This is a genomic window from Acinetobacter sp. CIP 64.2 (assembly GCF_000369645.1).
GTDB lineage: Bacteria > Pseudomonadota > Gammaproteobacteria > Pseudomonadales > Moraxellaceae > Acinetobacter.
In genome coordinates this window covers 631,365-657,051 of record NZ_KB850121.1, presented here as the reverse complement: position 1 = coordinate 657,051, position 25,687 = coordinate 631,365, and the positions used below count along the sequence as shown (strand labels likewise).

The window sequence follows — 25,687 nt, the reverse complement described above, 5'->3', positions numbered from 1 at the left end:
AATGCGAAAAATGAATAACGTTGAATTTTGCAGCAGTGTAGCATGAAGTGTGGGTGGCGACTTTAAATGTCATATTAAATGAAGTTTGTTTTTATAATTGTTTAGCTAAAATAAAAGGAGAAAAGATTGAAAAGCATCAATATTATAAAAGGTGATATTACTCAAATTGTTGTCGATGCGATTGTCAATGCAGCGAATACTTCACTATTAGGCGGTGGGGGTGTTGATGGGGCGATTCATCGGCAGGGTGGAGCTGCAATTTTGGCTGATTGTCAGAAGATTCGTGCTAAGCAAGGGGGCTGTGCTGTTGGAGAAGCTGTGGTGACGACGGCTGGGAATTTACCTGCAAAATATGTGATTCATACTGTTGGGCCAACTTGGGTAGATGGACAACATCAGGAAGCCAGATTGCTCGAAAATGCATATCGGAATTGCTTTAAATTGGCAGAGCAGTTGGAACTGGAGCATGTTGCCTTTCCAAATATTTCAACAGGAATCTATCGTTTCCCTAAGCAACTTGCTGCTCAAATTGCCTTAACTACAATCAGTAAAGAATTAAGTCAAAGCCAGTTTGTACAGGAGGTGATTTTTGTTTGTTTTGATGATGAAAACTTGAATATTTACCAACAAATTAAAGATGATTTTAATTTAGAGTAAATCGAATATATGGGAAATAAGCATTTACCCTCGAAAGGATAAATGCTTACTCTGCTTAGCTGCCTTTCGACATATTTTCTAAAATGTCCCAACGCTCTAGCTTTTCCAGCAGTAACTCTTCAATTTCTGCTAAACGTTGACTGGCTGCTGTGGCTGCATTGGCATCCGAAACAAACCATGAACCATCCGCTAGTTTTTCTGATAATGCTGCTTGTTCAGTCTCCAGTTTTTCAATTTCAGCTGGCAGTTGTTCAAGCTCACGCTGATCCTTATAACTGAGCTTCACTTTTTTCGGTGCTGCTGCTTCAGCTTTGGCTTGTGCTTTTTTTACATCACTTTTTTGGTCAACTACTTTTTGGTCAGGACGCTGTTCCAAGTAATCTTGATAGCCACCGATGTATTCATCAATCTGACCTTTACCATCAAATACCCAAGTTGAGGTCACAACATTGTCCATGAAGGCACGGTCATGCGAGATCAGTAGCAAAGTACCTTTGTAGTCAGACAACATTTCTTCAAGTAACTCAAGTGTCACCATATCCAAGTCATTGGTTGGTTCATCCATCACGATCAAGTTTGATGGCTTGAGTAATAGTTTTGCCAACAGGATACGGTTTCTCTCACCACCTGATAGGGCTTTAACCGGTGTACGGGCACGTTCTGGTGAGAACAAAAAGTCTTGCAGATAACTATAGATATGACGACGGTTACCATTTACATCGACAAAGTCAGACCCTTCCGACACGTTGGCCATCACGGTTTTTTCCAGGTCGAGTGCATTACGCAACTGATCAAAATAGGCAACTTCCAGTTGTGTACCAGTTTTCACTGACCCGCCGTGTTCGATCTCGCCTAAAATGGCTTTGATCAAGGTGGTTTTACCGACACCGTTGTCACCGACCAGACCGATACGGTCGCCACGTAACACGATTGCAGAGAAATCATGAATCAGAACTTTGTTGTCGTAACCGACACTTAGGTTTTCAATCTCGAACACCAACTTACCAGAGCGGTTGGCTTCTTGCGTTGCCATACTGACTTTGCCCTGTTGTGAACGACGGGCTTTAGACTGCTCACGTAAGTCTTTTAAGGCTCGGACACGACCTTCATTACGGGTCCGACGCGCTTTAATCCCTTGACGAATCCAAGCCTCTTCTTCCGCTAACTTTTTATCAAATAAAGCATTTTGTTTTTCTTCTGCTTCCATTTGCTGTGCTTTCAGTTCGAGATAGCGCGAATAGTTCCCTTCGTAGCCACGTAAAATACCACGATCAAGTTCGACAATGCGGGTCGCAATACTGTCCACAAATGAGCGGTCATGCGAAATAAATAATAACGTGAGATTGTTTTGATCGAGCAGGAACTTTTCTAGCCATTCGATACTTTCAACGTCTAAATGGTTGGTTGGTTCGTCCAGCAACAGCACATCTGGCTGCGTGAGCAGGGCTCGCGCCAACAGTACACGGCGTTTACGACCGCCTGAGAGATCGGCTAAATCGGCATTGGGATCAAGTCCCATTTTACTTAGAATGGAGTTAACCTTGTTTTCTAATGCCCAACCATCCAGTTGATCCAGTTTGTGCTGTAGCATCCCCATACGGTCGCAAGCATCCATATCACCGAGGACACAGGCATCACTTGCTTCATGGTATTCTTTTAACACAATGGCAGCTTCACCGGCACCATCGGCAACGATGTCGGCAACTTTGCCCGAGTCCATTGGCACGTCTTGGGCTAACATTGAAACAGTTAAACCATTTTGAATCGAAACTTCACCGTTATCGGGTAACAAGCTTCCCTCAATCAGTTTTAATAAAGTAGACTTACCTTCGCCATTACGACCAATTAAACAGACTCGTTCGCCACGTTCCAGGTTAAAGTTCGCGCCGTCGAGTAAGGCAGGTCCGCCGAATGCGAGATGGACATCCCTTAAAGTAATATAGGCCATAATGTTTCCTAAAAGTTCAGATGAGGTCTGAAATGACTAAACCACAAAATTTTGATGATCACGCGTCATTTTCCGCACCCATTGAAGATTTGCAAGTCCGAATTGCATTTTTGGATGAATTAGTTGAACAATTGAATGATCAACTTGCGATTCAGGCCAAAGAGATTGCAGATTTGAAAAAACAAATGCAGATACTTTATCAACGGGTCGAGGCTTCAGATTTATCCGAAGGTATTGCTCCGTTTGACCCAATGAGTGATAAACCACCGCATTATTAAGCCATTCAAACTGTGACTGTTTTGATGAATGGTTTACAGTCAAAATTAAGTGATGTATTTATTATGTATTTAAGGTATGAATAATATTTTAAACTTTAGAATAATAAGGTTAGATTATGGCGATATATTCAAGTTTGAATTTTAAACCAATGTCCTGAATAGCTACATGTAAGGAAAACTTGCCTTTTGGATTCAACTTATGTAACGCTAATAAAAGGAAGTTTTGGACGGCCTTATGAGTAATATTGGAATTTGGATCACAGTTGCGATTGTACTGTTTGTACTTGGCTCAATTTTTGGCTTACGTGTCAGTCCACGAGAAAAAGCATTGGGCATGATGCGTGATCAAGCTCGCAAGATGGGGTTGCATCCACGTTTAATTGCCGCGCCAGAATGGACCAAGATCCCAATGGCCTCGGAAAAGCGTGCCAGCATGGTGGCCTATTATAGTGTATTGATTCCAGATGCTCGTTTAAGTTTAATGCGCGCAAGAGTAATTGATGGCAAGCTTCAGGTGGTGCAAGGTGATCAGAAATTTAATGATTTAACCATTGCATTAAAAGGAGTTTATGCTATTGATATGCAGGCAAACTGTGTCGGGCTATATTGGGATGAAGAAACTGACTTAAAAGCCACACAGCTTGAAGCGATGAAAGCTTATTTACATGAACTGGCACAACGCTAATTATTTGATTGAACACAGGAAAAATGATTTATTATGGCGAAAACTCCACGCTCTGCTTCAGAAAGCACAGCAGCTTCCGCATCTGCTGCAAAGAAACGTGCCTTAGTGATTGTGGAGTCGCCTGCAAAAGCGAAAACAATTAATAAATATTTGGGTTCACAATTCGTGGTGAAGTCATCTGTAGGGCATGTCCGTGACTTACCTACAGGAGGCGGGGCAAAATCCACTGAAAAGAAGCCCGCAACCCGCGCCAAACTGACCGATGAACAGAAGGCTGAAAAAGCACAGTCTGCATTGATTAACCGTATGGGGGTTGATCCAGAGCATGACTGGATTGCGCATTATGAAGTACTGCCGGGCAAAGAACATGTGGTTGCTGAACTCAAAAAACTCGCCAAAGATGCCGATGCCATCTATCTCGCAACGGATTTGGATAGAGAAGGGGAAGCCATTGCTTGGCATTTAAGAGAAGTGATTGGCGGTGATGACAGCCGATACCATCGTGTGGTGTTTAACGAAATTACCAAAAATGCCATTCAGGAAGCCTTTAAACAGCCCACACGCCTCGATTTAAACCGAGTTAATGCACAGCAAGCACGCCGTTTCCTTGATCGTGTAGTGGGTTTTATGGTCTCGCCATTGCTCTGGGAAAAAATTGCTCGTGGATTATCGGCAGGTCGTGTGCAATCGGTTGCAGTGAAACTGGTGGTCGAGCGTGAACGTGAAATCCGTGCCTTTATCCCTGAAGAATACTGGCAAGTGTTTGCAGACACGATTTCCAAGAAAGATGACATTCGCCTTGAAGCGGTTAAGCAAGCGGGCAAAACCCTTAAACTAAAAAATAAAGCAGAAACTGATGCGTTATTGAACGTATTAAAAGATGCGGAATATAAAGTTGCATTACGCGAAGATAAACCAACCAAGGTTAATCCAAGTGCACCCTATATCACTTCAACCTTACAACAAGCGGCCAGTACACGCTTAGGTTTCTCAGTCAAGAAAACCATGATGTTGGCGCAGCGTTTGTATGAAGGTGGTTTTATTACTTATATGCGTACCGACTCAACGTTTTTGAGCGATGACGCCGTGAATATGGTGCGTAATCATATTCAGCAAAACTTTGGTGATAAATACTTACCAGCCAAGCCAAATCGTTACGGCAATAAGGCGGGGGCACAAGAAGCCCATGAAGCGATTCGCCCATCTGATGTTGGCTTAACCGGTGACAAGCTGGCTGGCGTAGAGCGCGATGCACAGCGTTTATATGATTTGATTTGGCGTCAGTTTGTTGCTTGTCAAATGACACCCGCTGAATATCTGTCTTCAACCTTAACGGTTGAAGCGTCAAATGTTGAATTAAAGGCCAAAGGCCGTACCTTGGTATTTGATGGTTTTACTCGCGTGCGCGGGGCCAACAAGTCCGATGATGATATTTTATTGCCTGCGGTGAAAGTGGGTGAAGTGCTTAAGCTGGAAAAACTTGATCCAAGTCAGCATTTTACCAAGCCACCTGCGCGTTTTACCGAAGCGTCTTTGGTGAAAGAATTAGAGAAAAAAGGCATTGGTCGTCCGTCAACTTATGCGGCGATTATCTCGACCATTCAAGAACGTGGTTACGTCAAACTGGAAAACCGTCGTCTCTTTGCCGAGAAGATGGGCGAGATTGTCACTGACCGTCTGGATGAAAGTTTTAATAACCTGATGAATTATGCATTTACTGCGGATTTAGAAGGTCAGCTCGACCGCGTTGCGATGGGTGAGCGAAACTGGAAAGAGCTGTTGGATACGTTCTACGGGGATTTCAAAAATCGTTTAACCAACGCACAGGGTGAAAGCGGCATGCGTCGCAATCAGCCTGTGGAAGTGCCTGATGTGCCGTGTCCTGAATGTTCACGTCCAATGCAGGTACGTACCGGTACGACAGGCGTATTCTTGGGTTGCTCAGGTTATAACTTGCCACCGAAAGAACGTTGTAAAGGCACCCTCAACTTAACCCCAGTCGAGTCTTTGGCTGCTTTGTCTGATGATGATGGTGCTGAAACGGCTGACCTCATGTCGAAACATCGTTGTCCTAAGTGCGGTACCGCAATGGACAGCTATGTGGTTGATGGTGGTCGTAAATTACATGTCTGTGGTAATAACCCAGATTGTGATGGCTACGAAGTTGAAGAAGGCGAATTCAAGATCAAGGGCTATGATGGTCCAACCATTCCATGTGATAAATGTGATGGTGAAATGCAGTTGAAGACAGGGCGTTTTGGTCCATATTTCGCTTGTTCAAGCTGTGACAATACCCGTAAAGTATTGAAGAGTGGGCAACCTGCGCCGCCACGTGTGGATCCAATCAAAATGGAACATCTCCGTTCTGCTAAACATGATGATTTCTTTGTGTTACGTGATGGTGCGGCAGGGTTATTCTTGGCTGCAAGCAAATTCCCGAAAATTCGTGAAACACGTGCACCGAAGGTCGCTGAACTACGCAGTGTGGCAGAGCAACTTGATCCGAAATATCAGTTCTTGTTGCAAGCACCCGATGTGGATCCTGAAGGCAACCCAACGGTCGTGAAATTCAGCCGTAAGAACCAAGCGCAATATGTAGGTTCAGAGACCGCTGAAGGTAAACAAACCAAGTGGAGTCTGGTGTTCCAAGATGGAAAATGGGTAGAGGCTTAACCCTTTAAGTTTGAAAAAATGCTGGCGATTGCTGGCATTTTTTATTGAAGAAAGAAAAACAACAATGGTTTTTAAATGGGGGAGCAACATGTGGAAAAATATCCGAATTGCCTGCTTATTGGTGGTGCTGTTGATTGTTGCGATCAATGCCTATCGGGATCAGAATCAGGATTGGAATCAGCCGATTCGTGTTCTGCTGCATCCGATTAATGCCGATGGTTCAGCCGCTACGCAACAGTATATTCAGCACTTACAGCAAGATGATTTTGTTGGGGTGAAACAATATCTGGAAAAAAATAGTCAGCAATATCGCGGACAGAGTAGCTATTTTATCATTGAAATCGGGCGTGAGTTAAATCAAGCACCGCCGAAGATGTCAGAGCAATCCAGTATTCTGAATAATATTCTATGGAGTTTAAAGTTTAGATTCTATGCATGGAAACAACATCAATCGATCGATGGCTCGCCAAGTTTAACCCTGTATCTGAATTACTATGATCCGAAGCAAAGCCGGGAACTCAAGCATTCCACTGCGTTGGAACGTGGGCGGATCGGTTCCGTTAATTTATTTGCTTCAGTCAAACAGGCCCAACAAAATAATGTGGTATTGGTACATGAGTTACTGCATGGTTTTGGCGCGACTGACAAATATAACTTAGTCAATGGCGAGCCTATTTTCCCGATTGGCTATGCACAGGCAGATAAACAGCCGCTCTATCCGCAAACCGAAGCTGAAATTATGGGTGGACGGATTGCGCTGTCCGAACATAAAAGTAAAATGCCCGATGATTTAGAACAAACACTTATTGGTACACTGACTGCAAAAGAAGTTGGCTGGATCAAGTAAATTGTGGATAAGTTTTGACTTATCCCTATCTTTGAAAAAATCATTCAACTGAAAAAAGATCAAATAAAACATCTGTTTTCTGACATTCCGTCATTAATTTTCAACATGCCTTATACAGAACTTGCGGATAAACACGATCAATATAGAGATATAACATTGATGATAAAAGAGTAAATAATGATGAAAACAGTGGGTAATGATCTGATTCGCAACCAACTGCATGCCGATCGTAAATGGTATCTGTTCTTAGGCGTACTCTTGGTGATTTTCGGCTTGGTTCTTTTAGCCGCCTTACCATTTGCAACATTATCAGCAGTCTTGTTGTTTGGTGTATTGATGATGTTGGGTGGTATTCTGCATTTTGTGGCCGCATTTATGGTGTTTAAAGGGGGCACACGGTGGTTGTGGGCGCTATTTGGTGTGTTGTATCTGGCCGCGGGTTATTTTGCCTTTACCACACCAGTGATTACTGCGGTGGTGCTCACCAGTTTCTTGGCCATTGCCTTAATTGTTGCCGGAATTATTCGTACCGTAAATGCCTTTATCCTGAGACCGATTTCAGGTTGGGGGTGGGTACTGTTTTCAGGGATCTTGACTCTATTAACCGGTATTCTGATTTTATCATCGCCTGATTCACCATTTTGGGTGTTGGGCATGTTCCTTGCGATTGATATTTTGTTTCAAGGGATTAACTATCTTACTTTTGCAGGTGCAATCAAACAGTTGCCGCATAGTTCAACCACAGTCTAAAGTCTTGGTTTAAACCTGAGAGCATGTATTTACATGCTCTTTTTGTTTTTGTAGTCGAGAACAATTCAATCGCTGGAGTCTGCTAAAATAGCGGTTCATTTCTAATTGACCGATTGTATGACGCTTGCCAAGCTAATTGATGAACTGAATCCACAACAAAAACAAGCAGCCACAACGGCTGCACAGAATTGTCTGGTTTTGGCAGGGGCAGGCTGTGGTAAAACCAAGACCATTGTGGCCAGAGCAGCCTATTTAATTGATCAGGGCTTGCCTGCACAGCAGATTCAAATTTTGACCTTTACCCGTCGGGCGGCCAGTGAAATTGTTACCCGTGTTGAACAGCATATGGGATCACAGGCCAAAGGCTTGCGTGCTTCAACTTTTCATACTTTCTGTATGTATCTATTACGTCGCAACCCAACTGCTTTTGGTCTGAGTCAGTTCAGTATTATTGATCGAGATGATCAATTGTTGATGTTCCGTCTGTTGCGTGGCAAAGATAAGGGCAATGTGTTGCCGAAAGCCGCGGAGCTGTGCGATCTCTATTCCTATGCGCGCAATACCAGAACCAAATTGTCGGATGCTTTGCTTGAGCAATTACCGCAAGCAGTGGAGTATAAGGCGCAGATTGCCGAGTTGATGAAAGCATACGAGCAACGTAAGCAAGAACGTAATTTTCTCGATTATGATGACATCCTGTCTATCGTGGCAGTGCATTTGCAGAATTCACCTGAGTTAGTGAAGTGGGTCACCAGTTTCTGTTCGGCGCTATTGGTCGATGAAATGCAGGATACCAACCCTTTGCAATGGGCACTCTTACAGCCCTTGGTGGGGAAGGTGAAACTGTTTTGTGTAGGAGATGATGCACAGTCGATTTACGGTTTCCGCGGTGCAGATTTTGAAAATATCCATCATTTTAAAGAACGTGTAGCTGATGCTGAAGTCTTGACGCTAGAAATGAATTACCGTTCTACGCAAGGCATTTTAGATTTATCCAATTGGTTGCTGGATCAAAGTCAGATTGAATATGACAAGCATCTACAAGCTTATCGTGGTACAGGCTTAAAACCACAACTGCATATTCTGAGCAATGAGTTTGAAGAGGCCAATTGGATTATCCAAGATTTGAATCGGCGCCATATGCACGGTGCGGCTTGGGCAGAACATATGGTGTTACTGCGCTCAGGTTTTAGTGGTCGCTATTTGGAAGGGGCTTTAATTGCCGCGAATATCCCTTATCGGTTTATTGGTGGGGTGAAGCTTTTAGAATCAGCGCATGTTAAAGATGTTTTGAGCTTGCTCAGGGTCAGTGTCAATCCGCAGGATGACTTGGCTTGGATGCGTTTTCTGACGCTGTGGGATGGCGTAGGGGATGTTGGTGCCAGCAAGTTGGCACAGGAGCTGATTCAACTGCCTGATATTGAGGCACGTTGTCAGCGATTAGAGCGACATGGCAAAGTACCACAACAGGCAATTTTGATCTTGATGCAACTGGATGTGCTGCAGCAACATGTTGAAGCCTGTATTGGTTTAGCCTTGGATGCCTTGAACGAGCAGTTAGAAAATAACTATAAGACCAAAGACTGGACGCGTCGGATCAAAGACTTTGATCTGGTCAAGCAACTGGCACGCAAACACAATTCACTTGGTGAATTTCTAGAAGAGTATGTGCTCGATCCAATTTCAGTGTCAGAAATTGATAAAACCCCTGATCAAGATTTAGTGACGTTGATTACCATCCACTCCGCCAAAGGAGCGGAACAAAAAGTCTGTTATGTACCGCATGTCTCTCCCAATCAATATCCACATGCACGTGCGCAAGGTGATTTTGATGATGTCGAAGAAGAACGCCGTGTACTGTACGTGGCTTTAACCCGTGCCGAGAATGAATTGATTTTGACCAAACAAAATTTAAATTTATGGTCACATGATCAATATGATGAACTGGGTAGAAAAATAGAAAGCTATTTTCTAAATGATTTACCTCAACATTTAGTGGATACGCAGATCCATCGCGATGTCCCACGTGCTTATGCGCAAGCCAAGCGTTCGCATCAAACCGCAATCAATTTAGGTTTTGGCATTGATTTCGATTAGACTAAGCAGATTCAATTTCTTGATTGATGTTGTGGGGCAGTAAATACAGCACTCTTCCATGACAGAATGAATCATCTTTTAGGTTTTAGCATGAAAATTTTAGTTCGTAATTTAGATCGTAGCGTGACTGATGCGGAGATTCTCGATTTATTCAAAGCCTATGGCAAAGTCGAGTCTTGCGTGGTGGTCAAAGATGCTGAAACAGGTAAGTCCAAGGGCTTTGGTTTTGTTGAAATGCCAAATCCACGTGAAGCGATCAAAGCAGTGAAAGGTCTCAATACTTTGAAAGTCAAAGGTTATGGCATCCGTGTGAAAATAGCAGAAGATAACGCTTAAGTTTAAATGCGCAAGCAATATAAGGCTTTATCGAATTGTCGCTCCAAGTGCTGAGCGGATTGTATAAGGGCTTAAAATCCTTGAGATTCGCTCATGGACCTTGTCTCATTTACCCCAAGTCGAACCCCAGCCTAGACAAGGATTGATGAAATAGCCATATATATTGTTGATTTCTTGTTGGTCAATTAAACCATTATGATCTTGATCGAGTGCTTTAAAAATTTTCATTCGGTTGGGGTCAATTGCGAAAGCTTTTTTCTGCCAAGAAACGGGTTGGTCTTTTAAGTGAATCAGTTGTTTCCATTCATTTTGATCAATCATTTGATCATGATTGAGATCGTAATCGGCATAGAGCTTGTCCCAATCCAAGGCTGTAGGTTCACAGCTATGCGAGACGGGAATAGCCATACAGCATATTAAGCTCAGTATGGCTTGTTGAATATGACGCATGGGCAGGCTCAAAAGATATTGATTTTATCATTAAAGCATTTAATCTTAAGCTATCCAAGCGAAAGGATCTTGAAGGAAAATATTATGTCCCGTGTTGCTCGTTACCATGCTGATCGCACCAATCAAAAACTGTATTTTGCTCGTCTGGCATGTCAACAAGCGGAGCAAACTGAACATATCCAGCAGGCACAAGCTTATCGTGAAGCAGCAGTGTTTCATTTACATGGTGCAATTTTAGCTTTCTTACAAGAATTGGTACGCTATTACCGTCTCAATGACTTACAGCCAACCTTTAAGTCCATTGAAGAGCACATGGCAGATAAAGGGCAGGTGTCACCTGAGGTGCTGGTGTTGCAGCAATTGGCAAAAGATGGTTTTGTGGCTGAATTGAAGCGTGCTTATCGTATGTGCCAATATGCGCCTGAGCCGACAGCGCCAGAACCAGAAAACGAGACTTCTTCCAATCTGATTATTAAAGTGACCCAAAGCCCACAGGCGTGGTTGCCGGATGCCAAAATTCTACGTGAATGGCATCGCGAGTTAAGTCATTTAATTGATGGTTTTCGTAATGAAATGGTGGAGTTCTAAGTCAAATCTTGAAGATGACTTGAAATCTTTGCCAACAGTACTTATATAAATAAGACGTGAGCGCAAAATACTTTGCCACCATGTTGAAGCATGGAGAAAATTTATGTCAATGCAACAGTTAAAAGAATTATTTGGTAATCAAGAAGCCGTTCTTGAATTGGTTCAACTCGAGGGTGGTGAGCTGGCTTTGCGCAATGCGGGTTCTGAAGAAAATGAGCCTTTAGTCAAGATTCAGTTTAGTGATGAAGTGAAAGCGATTTTGGGTGATCAGACCCCAACGGTTGCGCAACACATGATTCAGGCAGCTTTGTTTGGTCTTTTAGAAAAGCAGATGAACCAATGGCAAGCGGAAGTCATGGACGAACAGCCGACTCATTTGAGCTAATTCAAACACATAAAAAAAGCGTATTTGAAGTACGCTTTTTTATGTTTCCACAATGAATTAGTGGGTTTCTGACTGATGCGCCAATTCGATCTGGTTCAGAATATGATGACTCATATTCTTAGCCATTTCTTCTTTGGCATAGAAGACTTCACCAATATTTTCTTCTCGAATCACCGCTGCTTCTTCTTTCGTTTCTGCGCAGATCAACACCTGAATTTCGGGATTAAGCTGTTTGGAAATATCGACAATACGATGAATATCCAAAATGTCCATTGGTGAAATCACCAGCAGACGAGCATGTTGAATGTGGGCCTGAATCAAGACATTCGGTTCGGTTGCCTCACCACTCACAGCAGCAATGCCTTCGGCACGCAATTTTTCAACGATTTCACGATTTTCTTCGGCAATTACCACTTTGATATTCTGTTGCATCAGATTTTCGCTGATACGTCGACCAACGCCACCATAGCCGATAATCACCACCTGATCGCGCAGGTAAGCCTGATCGACCTCATCTGGGAGCATGGCCAGTGGGTCACCACTACGCTCTAGTAAACGGGCCAAATGCGAGCGCTCACGAATCCAGCGTTGCGCAGGCTCAATTGCAGAGAACACAAATGAGTTTAGGGTAATTGAGAATAGGGCGCCGGCAAGAATCAGGTTTTGAGCATCAGGTGTCAGTAAACCAAGTGATAAGCCCAATGTTGCCAAAATAAAGGAGAACTCACCGATTTGTGCCAAACTCGCACCAACGGTCAGGGCGGTATTGATCGGGTAACGGAAGAACAGCACCAGTGCCATGGCTGCTAGCGTTTTGCCGACCATGATGATGGCAACCACGGCTAAAATACGTAATGGTTCTTCAACTAAAATGCTCGGATCAAACAGCATGCCAACCGAAACAAAGAATAGAATCGCGAAGATTTCACGTAAGGGGAGGGTTTCTTCTTCCGCTCGATGACTAAAGTCTGACTCTTTGACCACCATTCCCGCAAAGAAGGCACCCAGTGCCATTGAAACCCCAAACACGGCATAAGAACCGTAGGCAATGGATACTGCAGCGGCAACGACAGTAAGGGTGAATAGTTCACGCGAACCTAAACGAGCCACAAATTGCATGATGATTGGTACTAAGCGTTTACCAATAATCAGCATAAAGGCAATAAAGCCTGTGACTTTAAGCAAGGTGATGCCAATGGTAATCCAGATACTTTGTGAGGTATCTGTGCCCGGTAGTGCTTGTCCACCCAGTAACACGGCTGTTGCAGGTAAAAGCACCAAGGCCAGAACCATCACCAGATCTTCAACCAAGAGCCAGCCAACCGCAATCTTGCCGTTCACCGAGTCCAGTAAACCGCGATCTCCCAATGCCTTCAGCAGCACTACAGTACTGGCACAGGATAAGCTGAGGCCAAAGATTAACGCTGAGCCAAAGCTCCAGCCCCAAAACATTGACACGCCAATACCGAGCAGTGTTGCAACCGCAATTTGCAAAATGGCGCCAGGTAAGGCAATACGGCGTACTTGCAGTAGATCTTTGAGGGAGAAGTGCATCCCTACGCCGAACATCAGGAACATGACCCCGAGTTCAGCCAACTGGTTAGCGAGTTGGATGTCACCAACCACACCAGGTGTATTTGGACTAATAATAATGCCTGCAACGAGGTAACCAATCAAAGGAGGTAAGCGTAAACGTGCTGCGATATAGCCAAAAATAAGGGCCATACCAAAACCAACAGCAAGTAATATAATTAAATCAACATCATGTGGCATTCGAGCTCCTTAATCGTTGCGGTTAAGGTAGAAATAAATGAGCATAAAACATGCCAAGAAAACAGCGAATAAAGTGTAGCAACTAAAATCGAATTTGTTGATGACAATTTTTTTATTTATCAAAAAAAATCATGTAAATCGTGCTTTCATGTTTTTTATTATGGCTGTTTTTTTAGGCAAAAAAAACGACTTCAAATGAAGCCGCTTTTTTTAAAGAACTAAAATTATTTAATTTTAGCTTCTTTGAAAATGACGTGTTGACGGATTTTTGGATCAAATTTTTTGATTTCCATTTTTTCCGGCATAGTACGTTTGTTCTTAGTAGTGGTATAGAAATAACCTGTACCAGCTGTAGAAACGAGGCGAATCTTATCACGCATTGTTCAGACTCCTTAGATCTTTTGACCTTGAGCACGGAGATCAGCAACAACTTTCTCGATACCCAATTTATCAATAATACGCATACCTTTAGTGGTTAAACGAAGACGTACAAAACGCTTTTCGCTTTCTAACCAAAAACGGTGGTGGTGCAGGTTCGGCTCGAACCGGCGTTTGGTTTTGTTGTTTGCGTGCGACACGTTGTTACCAACGATAGGACGCTTGCCGGTAACTTGGCAAACCTTAGACATGGTGAACTCCATTGCTAGTTTATACAGCACAATTTCGTGCAACTAGCCATTCAAGTAAACGGATGAAATCATTCAAGGGGCGTTTTATACCAAAAATACGATTAAAAGACAAGCGAATTTGGTAAAAACAAGGCATGAACTGGTGTGATAGCTCATGCCTTAACCAGCTTAGCGAAATAGTGTTTTCAAAAGCAGTTTATGTGTGGCTTTATTATACGGCGGAAGGATGAATTTTAAACTGTAAAGTTTAGGGCTGACTGGATTCGACATCATTGAGCGTTCATGTGAGAAGCTAAAGAACCCTTCTTTACCATGATATTTGCCCATACCTGATGCACCAATGCCGCCAAATGGGAGGTCATCCTGTGCCACATGAGTCAGGGTTTGGTTAATCCCGAAGTGCCCTGAATGGGTACGGCTAGCCACATAATCTGCACGCGCACTATCAATGTCAAAATAATAGAAAGCCAGTGGACGTGGACGATGATTAATAAATTGAAGTGCTTCTTCGATATGTTCGTACTCTAAAATAGGCAGAATTGGACCGAAGATCTCATTCTTCATAATCTCCATTTCCGTGGTCACACCGGTTAATAAGGTTGGTGCAATTTTACGAACTTCAGTTAAAGATTCATTTTTGGCATTCAGTTCAACAAGGGTCGCACCTTGATCGCGCGCATCTTCCAAATAGCCTTGTAGTCGGTTGTACTGCTTGTCATTCACAATCGAAGTATAGTCGTTATTGTCACGTAGGCTTGGATACATGGTGGTCACAAAGTCATTATAATGCTTGGTGAACTCGGCAGTTTTGCCTTTAGGCAGGAACATATAGTCTGGTGCAACACAGGTTTGACCCGCATTCCAGAGTTTACCGACAGCAATACGTTGTGCCACATCACGAATGTTCATGGCCGAATGAACCAGTGCAGGGGACTTGCCACCTAATTCTAAAATCACTGGGACAAGATTCTCTGCTGCCGCAGCCATCACAGTTTTCCCCACCGAGGTTGAGCCTGTGAAAATCATTTTATCGAAAGCAAGGTGGCTGAATGCATCTGAAATGACACCACCACCGTTGACAACCGCAACCAACTCTTGAGGAAAGGCTTCTGCCAATGCATTTTCAAGTACATAGCCAAAGTTTGAGGATGCACTCGAAATTTTAATCATGGCATGGTTGCCTGCAGCCAAGGCACAAATCAACGGGCCCAATGAAAGTAATAAAGGATAATTCCATGGTGCAATGATGCCGATCACGCCCAGCGGTTGATATTCTACCCACCCTTTTGCTGGTTGGTGTAACATGCTGATATGGCGTTTAGATGGTTTCATCCATTCGGTTAAGTTCTTGCTATAGTATTTAATATGTTCTAGACACGTCAGAACTTCACCAATTTTGGTTTCCATCACGGCGCGATTGCCGTAGTCTTGGCTAATTGCGTTAGCAAATTGATCTTGATATTTTACCAAGATACTTTTAAGTCGAGCTAAGCGTTCAATACGTTCTTTGGCGCTTGGCACAGGATGGCGTTGGTAAGCTGCTTTTTGCTGCTCAAGCAAATCATGTAGCCGTTTCACATCAGCATGAGGTGTCATAGCGGTTGTTTTTGTTTGACTGTTCATAGGAGTGGACCAAAAGAAAGCTTATTATTTTTTAATTTTTAGAGTAAATACTCTAAAGTGTCAAGTCGCTTTATAGGTTTGTTTTATAACCTATTGATAATGTTATAGATGGTTACAATCAATGTCGCACGCTAAACCTAACAAAACAAAAGATAGAATTTTGCAAATCAGTTTGCAGTTGTTTAATGAGCGTGGAGAGCGTTCGGTTACAACCAATCACATTGCGGCTGAGTTGGGGATTAGTCCTGGCAATCTGTACTATCATTTCCGTAATAAGCAGGAAATTATTAAGGAACTGGCACAGCAGTATCAGGCTGAAACTTTGGAAATGTTGGCTTTACCAACAGATCGTCCGTTAAATGCCAACGATAAAATCAGTTATTTTCAGGTGCTGAGTAATCAGCTTTGGGCTTACCGCTTTATTCACCGTGATGTTTATCATCTTGTTGAAAATAATGACGACTTTCGGAAGATTTACCCGCGTTTTGCTGGTCAGGTCATGCAGCAGGGTCAGAAAATTTATCGTGCCTTCGTGGATGCCGGTTTGATGAACATGACTGACTCGGAAATTGAAGCCTTGATCATCAACTTGTGGATTGTACTGACTAACTGGACCAACTTCTTATATATGTCGGGGCATATTAGCGATAACAATCGTCTTGAAGAAAAGTGGGTCTGGCAGGCCTTACGCCAAATGGTGTTCTTGGAAGGTCCATATTTAATGGGTGAAAGCCGTCAAACTTATGAGCAATTACTGAAATCACTGGGACCATCAGATTTGTTTGCCAGTTTATCTAATCTTAAAAATGATGATGAATAGATCGACAGCAGCTATTTAGTCAACCGCAAAAAAGGGTTAGAATGCTCGGCTTGATTTTAATTTGATTCGAATAAGTGATATTAACCAAATGAACACGACTACAGCCCACACAGCACGATTACTGATTACTTGTGAAGACAAGCCGGGGATCGTGCAAGCCGTATCGAGCTTTTTGTATCATCAGGGAGCAAACATTACCGCACTTGATCAGTACGCGACAGAAGCTCAAGGCGGGCGTTACTTTATGCGTGTTGAGTTTGAACTTGATCATTTGCAATCGCGTAAAGAAGCATTAATGCAGACCTTTGCTGCAAATGTTGCTGAACGCTATGGTATGCAATGGAAACTAAATTTTGTCGGTGAACTGAAAAAAGTTGGTATTCTGGTTTCTAAAGTTGACCATGCACTCTTGGAGTTGTTATGGCGCCATGCACGTGGTTCATTGCCGTGTGAAATTACCCAAGTGATTTCAAATCATCCAGATTTACGTGAATCAGTTGAAAATTTTGGTATCCCATTCCATGTGGTCCCTGTCAATAAAGACAATAAAGTTGAAGCCTATGCACAGATCAATGAGATGATGCAAGGCAATGACCTGTTGATCTTGGCACGTTATATGCAGATCCTGAGTGAGGACTTTGTATCACAATGGGAAATGAAAATTATCAATATTCACCATTCATTCTTGCCGGCTTTTGTAGGAGCAAATCCATATAAGCAAGCCTATGAGAAAGGGGTGAAGTTGATTGGGGCGACAGCACATTATGTCACGGCTGATCTCGATCAAGGCCCGATCATTGAGCAAGATGTAGAACGTGTGAGCCATGATTACAACGTTGAACAGCTGCGTGAATTGGGTGAAGACGTTGAGCGTAATGTCTTGGCGCGCGCTGTGAAATGGCATTTAGAAGACCGTATTATTGTCGACGGAAACAAGACCGTTGTTTTCTAAATCGCTGCCTTGATTCTATTTAAACAGAACATGCCGAAAGGCATGTTTTTTTATGTCTATTTTTAAAAGCTTAGCAAATATACAAGAAAAAACGGTTGCAAATGAAAACACTTCTCATTTATTATTACGGCACTTTCATTGTTCTATCCGATGAGTGAAATCGTTTTTTTCAAAGCGTCACCATCTATTAGGTACTTAGATTCTTATGAGTCAATCTCCTGCTACATTCAACACGCCACACCCGATGAAAAAGAAGATCATCGCTGCCTTAGTTGCAGTTGTGATTGGACATGTAGGCGTTCTGTGGGCGGTGAGCCACATGAAAACGATTGAGTTAAAACCAGTCGAGAAAGAGCCGCTTAAGGTAAAGTTCGTTAAAATTAAAGAGCCACCTAAGCCAGAACCACCAAAACCGAAAGAAAAGCCAAAGCCTGAACCTAAAAAAGAAGTGAAGGAAGTGAAGGTTGTTGAAAAACCGTTGCCACCACCGAAAAAAATTGAAAAGGTGCAACAGGTTAAAGAAGCGCCAAAACCTGTGCTTCAGAAAACTGAACCCAAGGTTGAACCAAAAGTTGAAACCAAAATTACGACAACAGTAACTGAAAAAGTGGTTGAAAAACCGCAACCTGTTCAGGAAGTTGCCAAACCGCAACCAGCTGCTGATCCATCTCCAAAACGTGTATCGATTGGTGGTTCAGGCGTACAGTGGAGTCGTTCACCGAAATTATCTGTAACAGCAAAAGATTTAGATAATCAGGCACGTTCCGTGATGGTACTGATTGAAGCGGATGAAAAAGGTAAAATTACCAATGCTCGGGTAACTCGTAGCAGTGGTTTACCGAGTTTAGATGAAAAAGTTTTACGTGCTGTCAGAAGTGCGAAATTTAAACCGTATATGGAAAATGGTGTTGCTTACCCAATTCGAGCAGAGCAACCGTTTGATCTTAGTCCTTAATAAATTTGAGTCCTTGCGACAGATTAAATCAGGAGTTCGTATATGAACTTTTCAGTTTATTGGCAACATGCAGATGCAGTAAGTAAAACACTGTATTTCATCCTATTAGCAATGTCGATTGCAACGTGGACTATTTTCATTCTGCGCATTTTAGGAACACGCCAATTAAAACAACAGGCTTATAACCAACTTGTGCAAGCGCTGGCGGCACTTAAATCAAAGTTACAACCTTTATCGTTTGAACAACGTAAAGCTGTGGCTGAACAAGCCTTGCTTCGCCAGATCTCTGCTGAGAAATCTCAAGCAGAAAAAGGCGTTTCTGTGCTTGGAACAATTGCTTCACTGGCACCGTTTGTGGGTTTATTCGGTACTGTGTGGGGAATTTTCCATGCGCTGGTTGCAGTAGGTAAAAGCGGACAGGCTGGTTTAGCTCAGGTTGCAACACCCGTAGGTGAAGCCTTGATTATGACGGGGCTAGGGCTTGCAGTGGCGATTCCAGCGGTAATGGCTTATAACATTTGTGTACGTTTTAACCGTGGTTTGGCACATGATTTACAAGATCAAGCGCATGGCCTGTTAATTGATACCATGTTGCAGCAAGAAACAGCGACAAAAACAGAAACTAAAGCGACTCAACAAAGTTTAGTTGGAGGTCAAGCTTAAGATGGGCTTTCAATTGGGTGAAGACCACGACAGTGGCATGAATGAGATGAATCTCATTCCTCTGATCGATATTATGTTGGTATTGATGATTATCTTTTTAGTCACAGCAACGGTTGCTAACCCATCAATTCCATTAAGTTTACCAAAAACAACTGCTGAAATTGTTGATCCGCCACCAAAAGCCATTACCATCAGTATTAATAGTAAAGGTGAAGTGGCTTGGGATGCGCAAATCATTAGCTTGGATGAGCTAGAGAAGCGTTTCCAGGAAGCGGGTCAGGCTGAGACAAAACCGACGGTTCAGTTACGTGCTGACAAAGAATCAAAATATGATACGGTTGCACAAGTCATGTCGCGTGCTAGTGAAGCAGGTTTAAGTGATATTGCGTTTGTCAGTGAAAACTAAGACAACATAGCCCATAAAAAAGCAACTCGGTGAGTTGCTTTTTTTATGCTTATTCATCTTTGAGCAGGTCAAGATATTTGGCACGGAGTTTAGACAGCTTAGGCGGAATACTAAAGTTGCAGTAGCCTTGTGACGGGTTACGTGCAAAGAAGTTCTGATGATACTCTTCCGCAGGGTAGAACGTTGGTACTGGGCTGAGCTCAGTTACGATATTTAGTCCTTCATTTTCCAGACTTTGAATCACCTGCTCAGCTTGCTGCTTTTGTTCATCATTGAAGTAATAAATCACAGAGCGGTATTGCGTTCCAATGTCATTGCCCTGACGGTTTAGCGTGGTTGGATCATGTGTGGTAAAGAACACATTCAACAATTGTGTATAGCTGATCTGCTGCTCGTCAAAATCAATCAGAACGACTTCAGCATGTTGAGTCGTGCCTTGGCAGACCTGTTCATAAGTCGGGTTTTGACTGACTCCACCCGCATAACCACTAACAACTTTTCCTACACCTTTGAGTTGTAGAAATACGGCTTCGACACACCAAAAACATCCACCACCAAATAGTGCCTGTTGCATACAACTCCCCAATTTTTAATTTTAACAATGTTATTAAAGTAAACGAAGTGCTTAAAAAGTAAAAGCCCGTGTTTGCAACGAGCTTTTACTTTATTGTGATCTGTAAATTACGGCAGTGGTTGAATCACCGTAACAAAGCTCACCAGAACCTTGCCTGATGGATCCATGAATTTAAGCTCATGACCTTTGAGCTCATAGCTTGTGGTACTAGCCAAAGCATTAGCATATTGGCGAGAGAGGGTGCTGTTGTCGTTGCCGATACAGGCCATCATGGTTGAAGCAATTGGGCCTAGGCGTAAGATAGAACCCTGGCTTTCAAAGCTACCTTGAATCTGATTACAGCCGTCTGCACCAAAGAAACGTTTGCCTTTGGCATCGAACTGAATTGCAGGGCGTTTGCCAGAAAGATCATTGCTCTTAATCTCTACACCATTGATCTGGGTTGCAATCCAATTACGGTTATAGAGGCCGATGCTTTCTTTTTGTGAGGCATTCGGTGAGGTGTGGAGCGATTCTGTGGTTGCACAGCCCGTCATTGCGACCGCAATTGCCAAAGTACATGTTGTTAAAAAAGGCTTTAACATAAAATTTAAGTCCAAATCATTGTGTTTCTATGTTTGGTATTAGAATAAAACAACATGGAGTGGAACAGGATATTGCGTATCCTTTTGTAAATGTTCAGGTGTTTTTAATAAAATGAGTAGAAATATTATTCATTTTTTGGAATCCCGGCACGAATGTCCGTTGAAAAATATTCGCTACTCTGGTTGGCTTGCTGCTCATATTGTTCGGCGCGTGGATTGATATGCGCCAAGCGATACCATTCTTTCATGCTGTAGTTTTGATTAAGTGCTTTTAAGTCATAGAGGTAATTGGGGAGATAACCTGAGGCCAATAAACGGTAATCTTTGGGTAAGCGTTGTGGATTAATGGCCTGTACCATATCAAAGACCAGTGTGGTGCAATTACTGGTGAGCGTGTTGTACCATTTGGCTTCTGCACGCAGTTCATCGGCCTTATGCAGATATTCAATAAACAGGGCTTTGCGTTCAGCTGCAGGCATTCTGATTGGAAAGAGGTAGACTTGTTCGTGGCGAATATTGCTACGGGTATACACGATATCCTTTTCATCTGAAGCCACCAAACTGAGCTCATATTTACGGAAAAAGCCACCAATCGCGGAAAAGTCTTCGCCTTTTTCTTTACGGATTTCAATCGAGAATACCAACGGTTTTTGATCGACAAAATCAAAACTAACTAAGGTGTGGGCAATTTGTGGTCCCATCCAGTAGGAGGTAATGACATTGATCCCGGTAATTTTATTCAGATCAATTGTGCGATTTTCCCAGTGAATGTCGTAGCTGCCATCCGCATGCCAGTTAAAATTACGCACATTGTGGAGTTGTACAAGATCACCATTCTTTTCATAGCTGAGCTGTTCGGCAACCTCAGGGTTCCAGTCCCGGTCTTGTCGGGCTTCGAGGGAGAAATACCAAATCAGTGAACAGGCAAACGCAACACAGTAGATGATAATATCGGTGCGGCGACTGACCAGATGACCACTCACATAAACACCAAGCAAACTGAGTGCAAATAGGCTCCACAGAATAATGCTGACTCGGCTAAACAATGTGCCGAGTGGCTGCTGAATCCATAAGGCAAGACAGAGCCATACACTGGAAAGAACCACGAATAAGGTAAATAGGCTATGTAATAGTCCAACACCTAAGGCAATAAAAAATTCACGTGATCCAATATTATGCATGGCAAGTGCGATCCGTTTTTATTTTTGGTAGGTTGCAAACTCAAAGGCAATATTTGATTTTTCATCGTTGTGCTGTTCAGAGTTTACTTTATGAAAATCTTCAGAGATTTTTGGATAGTGTGCATCACCTTGTACATCTAGATCCACATGGGTCAACTCGAGACGATCGGCAATGGCCAGCGTTTGAGTAAAAATCTCTCCACCTCCAATAATAAATAAGGCGGCTTTTTCTGAATGTTGTACGTCTGTAAGTGCGCCATTGAGTGCGGCTTCGATACTATGTGCAACTTTAACGCCTTCAAATTGCCAAGCGGGATCTCGGGTAATCACCCAATTTACGCGATTTGGCAGGGTACGGCCCATTGACTCAAGCGTTTTACGTCCCATAATCACCACACCCCCTTGGGTAATGGCTTTAAAGTGCTTCAGATCAGCAGAGATATGCCAAGGCAAAGCATTGCCTTTGCCGATACAGTGATTTTTATCCATTGCGACTACGTGGACTACTTCAGTGCCTTGCCATGCCATTTTTATATTCTCTCTAACTAAGCAATTTAAACTGCGACAGGTGCTTTGATTGCAGGGTGTGACTCATAACCTACAATTTCAATATCTTCAAATTTAAAGTCAAAAATATCGGTAATTTCAGGATTGAGTTTTAATTGACACAACGGTAGTGGCTCGCGGCTAAGCTGTAATTGTGCCTGCTCAAAGTGGTTGGCATAGAGATGAGTATCTCCGCCTGTCCAGACAAAGTCCCCCACACCTAAGCCACAGACTTGTGCAATCATATGAGTCAGCAGGGCATAGCTGGCAATATTAAACGGTACACCTAAGAATACATCGGCACTGCGTTGATAGAGCTGGCATGACAGTTTGTTGTCTTGCACAAAAAACTGGAACAAGGTATGACAAGGTGGTAAGGCCACTTTGCCTGCTTCATTGGGGTTCCAGCCAGACACGATCAAACGACGAGAATTTGGATTGGTCTTGATTTCATTGATCAACCATTGAATCTGATCAAAACCATTCTGTTGATAGCTACCATCTTCATTTTGAGTTGCGCCAAAGTTACGCCATTGATGACCATACACTGGCCCAAGCTCACCCTCAGGACGACCAAAACGTGCGGTTTGCTCAGCAGTTGCCCATTCATCCCAAATGCTTACTTTATTGTCTTTGAGATATTGAACGTTGGTATCTCCTTTGAGGAACCAAAGCAACTCAATCACAATCGAACGGAAGTGGACTTTCTTGGTGGTGAGCAGTGGAAAGCCTTTAGAAAGATCAAAACGCATCTGATGACCAAATACTGAACGTGTACCTGTGCCTGTGCGGTCACCTTTATCGCCGCCATTGTCCAAGATATGTTGTAAAAGGTCTAAATATGTACGCATTGTCATTCCTACCGCAGATTTTGCCTGGGCTCATCTTATCAGAATTTATGGCAGAAATAATGCTGCAATTACGCGTCAGCTTTTGTCGTGGGAAGCAGGTTGGCTGCTATCTGATTTTATTTAGTTGTTTTATAGTAGATTCTATAAATAAGTAGAGTGATCACCAACAGAATGAATTTTAAAGCAGAGGCTTTGCCGAATAGTTTGCAGCCATATCTAGAAAAAATTTCGGCCACAATTCAACCTACCGTCACCATGCAACTCACCGCTAACGATAATTTGAGTGTATGGCAAAGCAAGGTGGGAGGAGTGCCTTATTTGCCTTTGGATGCGACTTATCCAGTCGATTCGAATGGCAAGCCATTGGCTTTATTGGCGCAGTTTAATTTTGCCGAAATTCCAAGTTTGCCCAATTTCCCAGATCAGGGGATTTTACAGTTCTATATCGCTGCTGATGATCTGTATGGAATGAACTTTGATGACCAACAGCAGCAATCGGGTTTTAAAGTGTTGTACTTTGATCAAGTGCTTGAGGATGCGTCACAATTAAAACAAGACTTCGCTGAAGTTCAGTTGGGCGAAGATGAGTATTTGCCCTTTACGGGACAATACTCGATTGAGTTTGTTTTAAGCACTCAGTCGATCAGTTTGGGTGATTTTGCTTTTGCGCCGAAAATTTTAGGGGTTGAAGACCTTTATGATTTTGAAGATCAATTTGAAGGTGGTGATTTCGAAGATGATTTTATCGAACCTTATGATGAAGTCGCTTCCGCAAGTGGGCATCGTTTAGGCGGTTATCCTTATTTTACCCAAACTGATCCACGTCAATATAATGAAAAAGTTCAAGATTATGTGCTGCTGTTCCAGCTGGATACTGATGATGCGGAAAACGAGATTATGTGGGGAGATTCAGGCGTGGGGAATTTCTTTATTCATCCTGAAGACCTAAAGAAACGAGATTTTTCCAAAGTGCTGTATAACTGGGATTGTTGTTAAATAAAAAAGCGGATGAGTAATCATCCGCTTTTTTGATTGGTCTTAAATCTTATTCAGTAACAAAAGTAACTTTGCCGCCTTCCAGTGATTTAACGCGTGCTAAGGATTCAACGCGATAGCCTTTTTCCAGCAGTACGTCACGGCCTGGCTGGAATGATTTTTCAATCACGATACCGACACCCACCACTTCTGCTTTGGCTTGGTGAATCAAGTCGATTAAACCAAGTGCTGCTTGACCATTGGCCAAGAAGTCATCAATCACCAGTGCTTTATCACTTGAGCTGATGTGCTTGTTTGAAATGGCAATGGTACTTTCAGTTTGTTTGGTAAACGAGAACACTTTAGAACGGTAAAGGTCGTCTTTCAGTGTTAATGACTGGTACTTACGCGCGAAAATGACAGGAACGCCAAGTTCTAAACCTGCCATGATTGCAGGTGCAATACCTGAAGCTTCAATAGTAATGATTTTAGTAATACCTGCATCTTTAAAGCGAGCGGCAAACTCTTTACCAATCAGCTGCATTAACACAGGATCGATTTGGTGGTTTAAGAAAGCATCAACTTTCAAAACCTGATCAGATAGAACGATACCTTCATTTAAGATTTTCTGTTCTAAAGCGTACACGGGAGAATCCTCTAAACGGATGCTTGTTCAAGCAAAGGCATATTTTAAAAAGCATCAAAAAAAATGCAAGCCAAAATTGACCAGATGCTTAGTTTGTTTTACCTGAATAGCCTGTTAAAAGCAGACCATATGATGATTTTCCATCGTTATGCGCCATTTTGACGGGTAAATAGTCAAGTTTTGGTGCTAACCAGAACACCGTATTGCGCTCAGGTTTATCATGCTGCATCACCACTTTGATGGTGCTAAATGTACCATAAGGGGTCTTGATGTTTTCAGTACCTTGTTTCACAAAGCGACGTTCATCAATAGCTTTGGCATCGGCAATCAGATATTTGGTTTTCAGCGAATTGTTTTTCAAGTCCTCACGGATTTGCAACTCTGCATTCAGCTCATCCAGCGCTCCAGCCTGCCATGCAAATGAGCGCGCCGTATCATCTTTTTTGGTATTCACAACCTTGGTGCTTGGGTTGAAATTAATACTCATGCTATTGCTATGAATCAGGATTTTGCTGCTACGGTTAAATTTTTGGGAGTTGATTTTATTGTCAGCAAAACTAAATTGGCTGGTTTCAGAAGCAGAGGCGATACCTCCTGCTTTGGCACTGAATTGATAGGTCCAGTTATTGCCTTGCTGTGACAGGGTGCGTGTTGCTGAACCTAGGTTTTTATTGTTGTAGCTGAATTGATAGCTGGCTTGGAAGGGTGCCATTGCCAGTGCATGACTAGATAAGCCTGCACTGAGAAGGGTTGCGGAAGTAATACCCAGTACTTTCATTAATTTCTTTGTCATAACACTTTATCCTTTGAGTGAT

Annotated in this window: 29 protein-coding genes; 16 read left to right on the top strand and 13 right to left on the bottom strand. The window is 42.8% G+C overall.

Features of this window, described 5'->3' with window-relative positions; all coding sequences use genetic code 11:
• Positions 1-126 precede the first annotated feature (126 nt).
• Positions 127-657, top strand: a complete 531-nt coding sequence (locus F895_RS13270; protein ID WP_005239884.1) for an O-acetyl-ADP-ribose deacetylase — start codon at positions 127-129, stop codon at positions 655-657.
• Between the two features lie 55 nt (positions 658-712).
• Here F895_RS13270 and F895_RS13275 read toward each other — a convergent pair whose 3' ends face one another.
• On the bottom strand, positions 713-2,605 hold the full coding sequence (locus F895_RS13275) for an ATP-binding cassette domain-containing protein (protein ID WP_005239883.1): 1,893 nt from the start codon (positions 2,603-2,605) through the stop codon (positions 713-715).
• Positions 2,606-2,637: 32 nt separating this feature from the next.
• Between F895_RS13275 and F895_RS13280 the strand changes: the two genes are divergently transcribed.
• The 7 genes from F895_RS13280 (at position 2,638) to F895_RS13310 (ending at position 10,271) form a co-directional block, all read left to right on the top strand.
• A complete protein-coding gene (locus F895_RS13280) occupies positions 2,638-2,883 on the top strand; it encodes a SlyX family protein (protein ID WP_005239882.1) in 246 nt (81 codons plus the stop codon).
• Positions 2,884-3,118: 235 nt separating this feature from the next.
• Entirely contained in the window at positions 3,119-3,568 is a 450-nt protein-coding gene (locus F895_RS13285) for a hypothetical protein (protein ID WP_005239881.1), read from the top strand.
• A 33-nt stretch (positions 3,569-3,601) separates the two neighbouring features.
• On the top strand, positions 3,602-6,241 hold the full coding sequence (gene topA / locus F895_RS13290; protein ID WP_005239880.1) for a type I DNA topoisomerase: 2,640 nt from the start codon (positions 3,602-3,604) through the stop codon (positions 6,239-6,241).
• A gap of 88 nt (positions 6,242-6,329) precedes the next feature.
• The gene (locus F895_RS13295; protein ID WP_005239879.1) at positions 6,330-7,088 is read left to right on the top strand and encodes a hypothetical protein; all 759 of its coding nucleotides are present in this window, start codon (positions 6,330-6,332) and stop codon (positions 7,086-7,088) included.
• 177 nt (positions 7,089-7,265) lie between these two features.
• A complete protein-coding gene (locus F895_RS13300; RefSeq protein WP_005239869.1) occupies positions 7,266-7,838 on the top strand; it encodes an HdeD family acid-resistance protein in 573 nt (190 codons plus the stop codon).
• Between the two features lie 117 nt (positions 7,839-7,955).
• Entirely contained in the window at positions 7,956-9,935 is a 1,980-nt protein-coding gene (locus F895_RS13305; protein WP_005239867.1) for an ATP-dependent helicase, read from the top strand.
• A gap of 90 nt (positions 9,936-10,025) precedes the next feature.
• Positions 10,026-10,271 (top strand): RNA recognition motif domain-containing protein, encoded by a 246-nt coding sequence (locus F895_RS13310; protein WP_004655993.1) that lies wholly within the window; start codon positions 10,026-10,028, stop codon positions 10,269-10,271.
• 105 nt (positions 10,272-10,376) lie between these two features.
• On the opposite strand, the gene F895_RS13315 is transcribed toward F895_RS13310, so the two are convergent.
• Positions 10,377-10,721, bottom strand: a complete 345-nt coding sequence (locus F895_RS13315) for an EF-hand domain-containing protein (protein WP_005239864.1) — start codon at positions 10,719-10,721, stop codon at positions 10,377-10,379.
• Positions 10,722-10,805: 84 nt separating this feature from the next.
• Between F895_RS13315 and F895_RS13320 the strand changes: the two genes are divergently transcribed.
• A complete protein-coding gene (locus F895_RS13320; protein ID WP_004655987.1) occupies positions 10,806-11,309 on the top strand; it encodes a DUF6586 family protein in 504 nt (167 codons plus the stop codon).
• 103 nt (positions 11,310-11,412) lie between these two features.
• Positions 11,413-11,694, top strand: coding sequence for a hypothetical protein (locus F895_RS13325; protein ID WP_005239863.1), 282 nt, complete (start codon positions 11,413-11,415; stop codon positions 11,692-11,694).
• 57 nt (positions 11,695-11,751) lie between these two features.
• Here the strand turns inward: F895_RS13325 and F895_RS13330 are convergent, their stop codons facing one another.
• From F895_RS13330 to F895_RS13345, 4 genes are all read right to left on the bottom strand, one after another.
• Positions 11,752-13,467: a cation:proton antiporter gene (locus F895_RS13330; RefSeq protein WP_005239860.1), complete on the bottom strand. Its 1,716-nt coding sequence runs from the start codon at positions 13,465-13,467 to the stop codon at positions 11,752-11,754.
• A gap of 224 nt (positions 13,468-13,691) precedes the next feature.
• Positions 13,692-13,847 (bottom strand): 50S ribosomal protein L33, encoded by a 156-nt coding sequence (gene rpmG / locus F895_RS13335; RefSeq protein WP_003654787.1) that lies wholly within the window; start codon positions 13,845-13,847, stop codon positions 13,692-13,694.
• Positions 13,848-13,859: 12 nt separating this feature from the next.
• Positions 13,860-14,096, bottom strand: a complete 237-nt coding sequence (gene rpmB, locus F895_RS13340) for a 50S ribosomal protein L28 (RefSeq protein WP_004649871.1) — start codon at positions 14,094-14,096, stop codon at positions 13,860-13,862.
• A 168-nt stretch (positions 14,097-14,264) separates the two neighbouring features.
• Positions 14,265-15,719: a coniferyl aldehyde dehydrogenase gene (locus F895_RS13345; RefSeq protein ID WP_005239858.1), complete on the bottom strand. Its 1,455-nt coding sequence runs from the start codon at positions 15,717-15,719 to the stop codon at positions 14,265-14,267.
• 121 nt (positions 15,720-15,840) lie between these two features.
• Here F895_RS13345 and F895_RS13350 point away from each other — a divergent pair, with 121 nt between their 5' ends.
• The 5 genes from F895_RS13350 (at position 15,841) to F895_RS13370 (ending at position 19,515) form a co-directional block, all read left to right on the top strand.
• Positions 15,841-16,539, top strand: a complete 699-nt coding sequence (locus tag F895_RS13350; RefSeq protein WP_005239855.1) for a TetR/AcrR family transcriptional regulator — start codon at positions 15,841-15,843, stop codon at positions 16,537-16,539.
• Positions 16,540-16,627: 88 nt separating this feature from the next.
• Positions 16,628-17,491 carry a formyltetrahydrofolate deformylase gene (gene purU / locus F895_RS13355; RefSeq protein ID WP_005239854.1) on the top strand — a complete coding sequence of 288 codons (864 nt, stop codon included), beginning with the start codon at positions 16,628-16,630 and terminating at the stop codon, positions 17,489-17,491.
• Positions 17,492-17,696: 205 nt separating this feature from the next.
• Positions 17,697-18,446, top strand: coding sequence for an energy transducer TonB (locus tag F895_RS13360; protein ID WP_005239850.1), 750 nt, complete (start codon positions 17,697-17,699; stop codon positions 18,444-18,446).
• Positions 18,447-18,488: 42 nt separating this feature from the next.
• Positions 18,489-19,109: a MotA/TolQ/ExbB proton channel family protein gene (locus F895_RS13365; protein WP_005239848.1), complete on the top strand. Its 621-nt coding sequence runs from the start codon at positions 18,489-18,491 to the stop codon at positions 19,107-19,109.
• Between the two features lies 1 nt (position 19,110).
• Positions 19,111-19,515 (top strand): ExbD/TolR family protein, encoded by a 405-nt coding sequence (locus F895_RS13370; protein ID WP_005239846.1) that lies wholly within the window; start codon positions 19,111-19,113, stop codon positions 19,513-19,515.
• 49 nt (positions 19,516-19,564) lie between these two features.
• Here the strand turns inward: F895_RS13370 and msrA are convergent, their stop codons facing one another.
• The 5 genes from msrA to thyA all read right to left on the bottom strand — a co-directional run bounded on the left by msrA (position 19,565) and on the right by thyA (position 23,251).
• Positions 19,565-20,089 (bottom strand): peptide-methionine (S)-S-oxide reductase MsrA, encoded by a 525-nt coding sequence (gene msrA, locus F895_RS13375; protein ID WP_005239844.1) that lies wholly within the window; start codon positions 20,087-20,089, stop codon positions 19,565-19,567.
• A 107-nt stretch (positions 20,090-20,196) separates the two neighbouring features.
• Positions 20,197-20,673 carry an META domain-containing protein gene (locus F895_RS13380; protein WP_005239842.1) on the bottom strand — a complete coding sequence of 159 codons (477 nt, stop codon included), beginning with the start codon at positions 20,671-20,673 and terminating at the stop codon, positions 20,197-20,199.
• A gap of 125 nt (positions 20,674-20,798) precedes the next feature.
• Positions 20,799-21,854, bottom strand: coding sequence for an Lnb N-terminal periplasmic domain-containing protein (locus F895_RS13385; RefSeq protein ID WP_005239840.1), 1,056 nt, complete (start codon positions 21,852-21,854; stop codon positions 20,799-20,801).
• Positions 21,855-21,872: 18 nt separating this feature from the next.
• Complete coding sequence (locus F895_RS13390) at positions 21,873-22,382, bottom strand: dihydrofolate reductase (RefSeq protein WP_005239838.1); 510 nt, start codon at positions 22,380-22,382, stop codon at positions 21,873-21,875.
• A gap of 26 nt (positions 22,383-22,408) precedes the next feature.
• Entirely contained in the window at positions 22,409-23,251 is an 843-nt protein-coding gene (thyA, locus tag F895_RS13395) for a thymidylate synthase (RefSeq protein WP_005239837.1), read from the bottom strand.
• 171 nt (positions 23,252-23,422) lie between these two features.
• On the opposite strand from thyA, the gene F895_RS13400 reads away from it, so the two are divergent.
• Positions 23,423-24,247, top strand: a complete 825-nt coding sequence (locus F895_RS13400; RefSeq protein ID WP_005239836.1) for a YwqG family protein — start codon at positions 23,423-23,425, stop codon at positions 24,245-24,247.
• Between the two features lie 49 nt (positions 24,248-24,296).
• Here F895_RS13400 and F895_RS13405 read toward each other — a convergent pair whose 3' ends face one another.
• Positions 24,297-24,872, bottom strand: a complete 576-nt coding sequence (locus tag F895_RS13405; RefSeq protein ID WP_005239835.1) for a xanthine phosphoribosyltransferase — start codon at positions 24,870-24,872, stop codon at positions 24,297-24,299.
• 88 nt (positions 24,873-24,960) lie between these two features.
• Complete coding sequence (locus tag F895_RS13410; protein ID WP_005239834.1) at positions 24,961-25,665, bottom strand: DUF3108 domain-containing protein; 705 nt, start codon at positions 25,663-25,665, stop codon at positions 24,961-24,963.
• Positions 25,666-25,687: the final 22 nt, after the last annotated feature.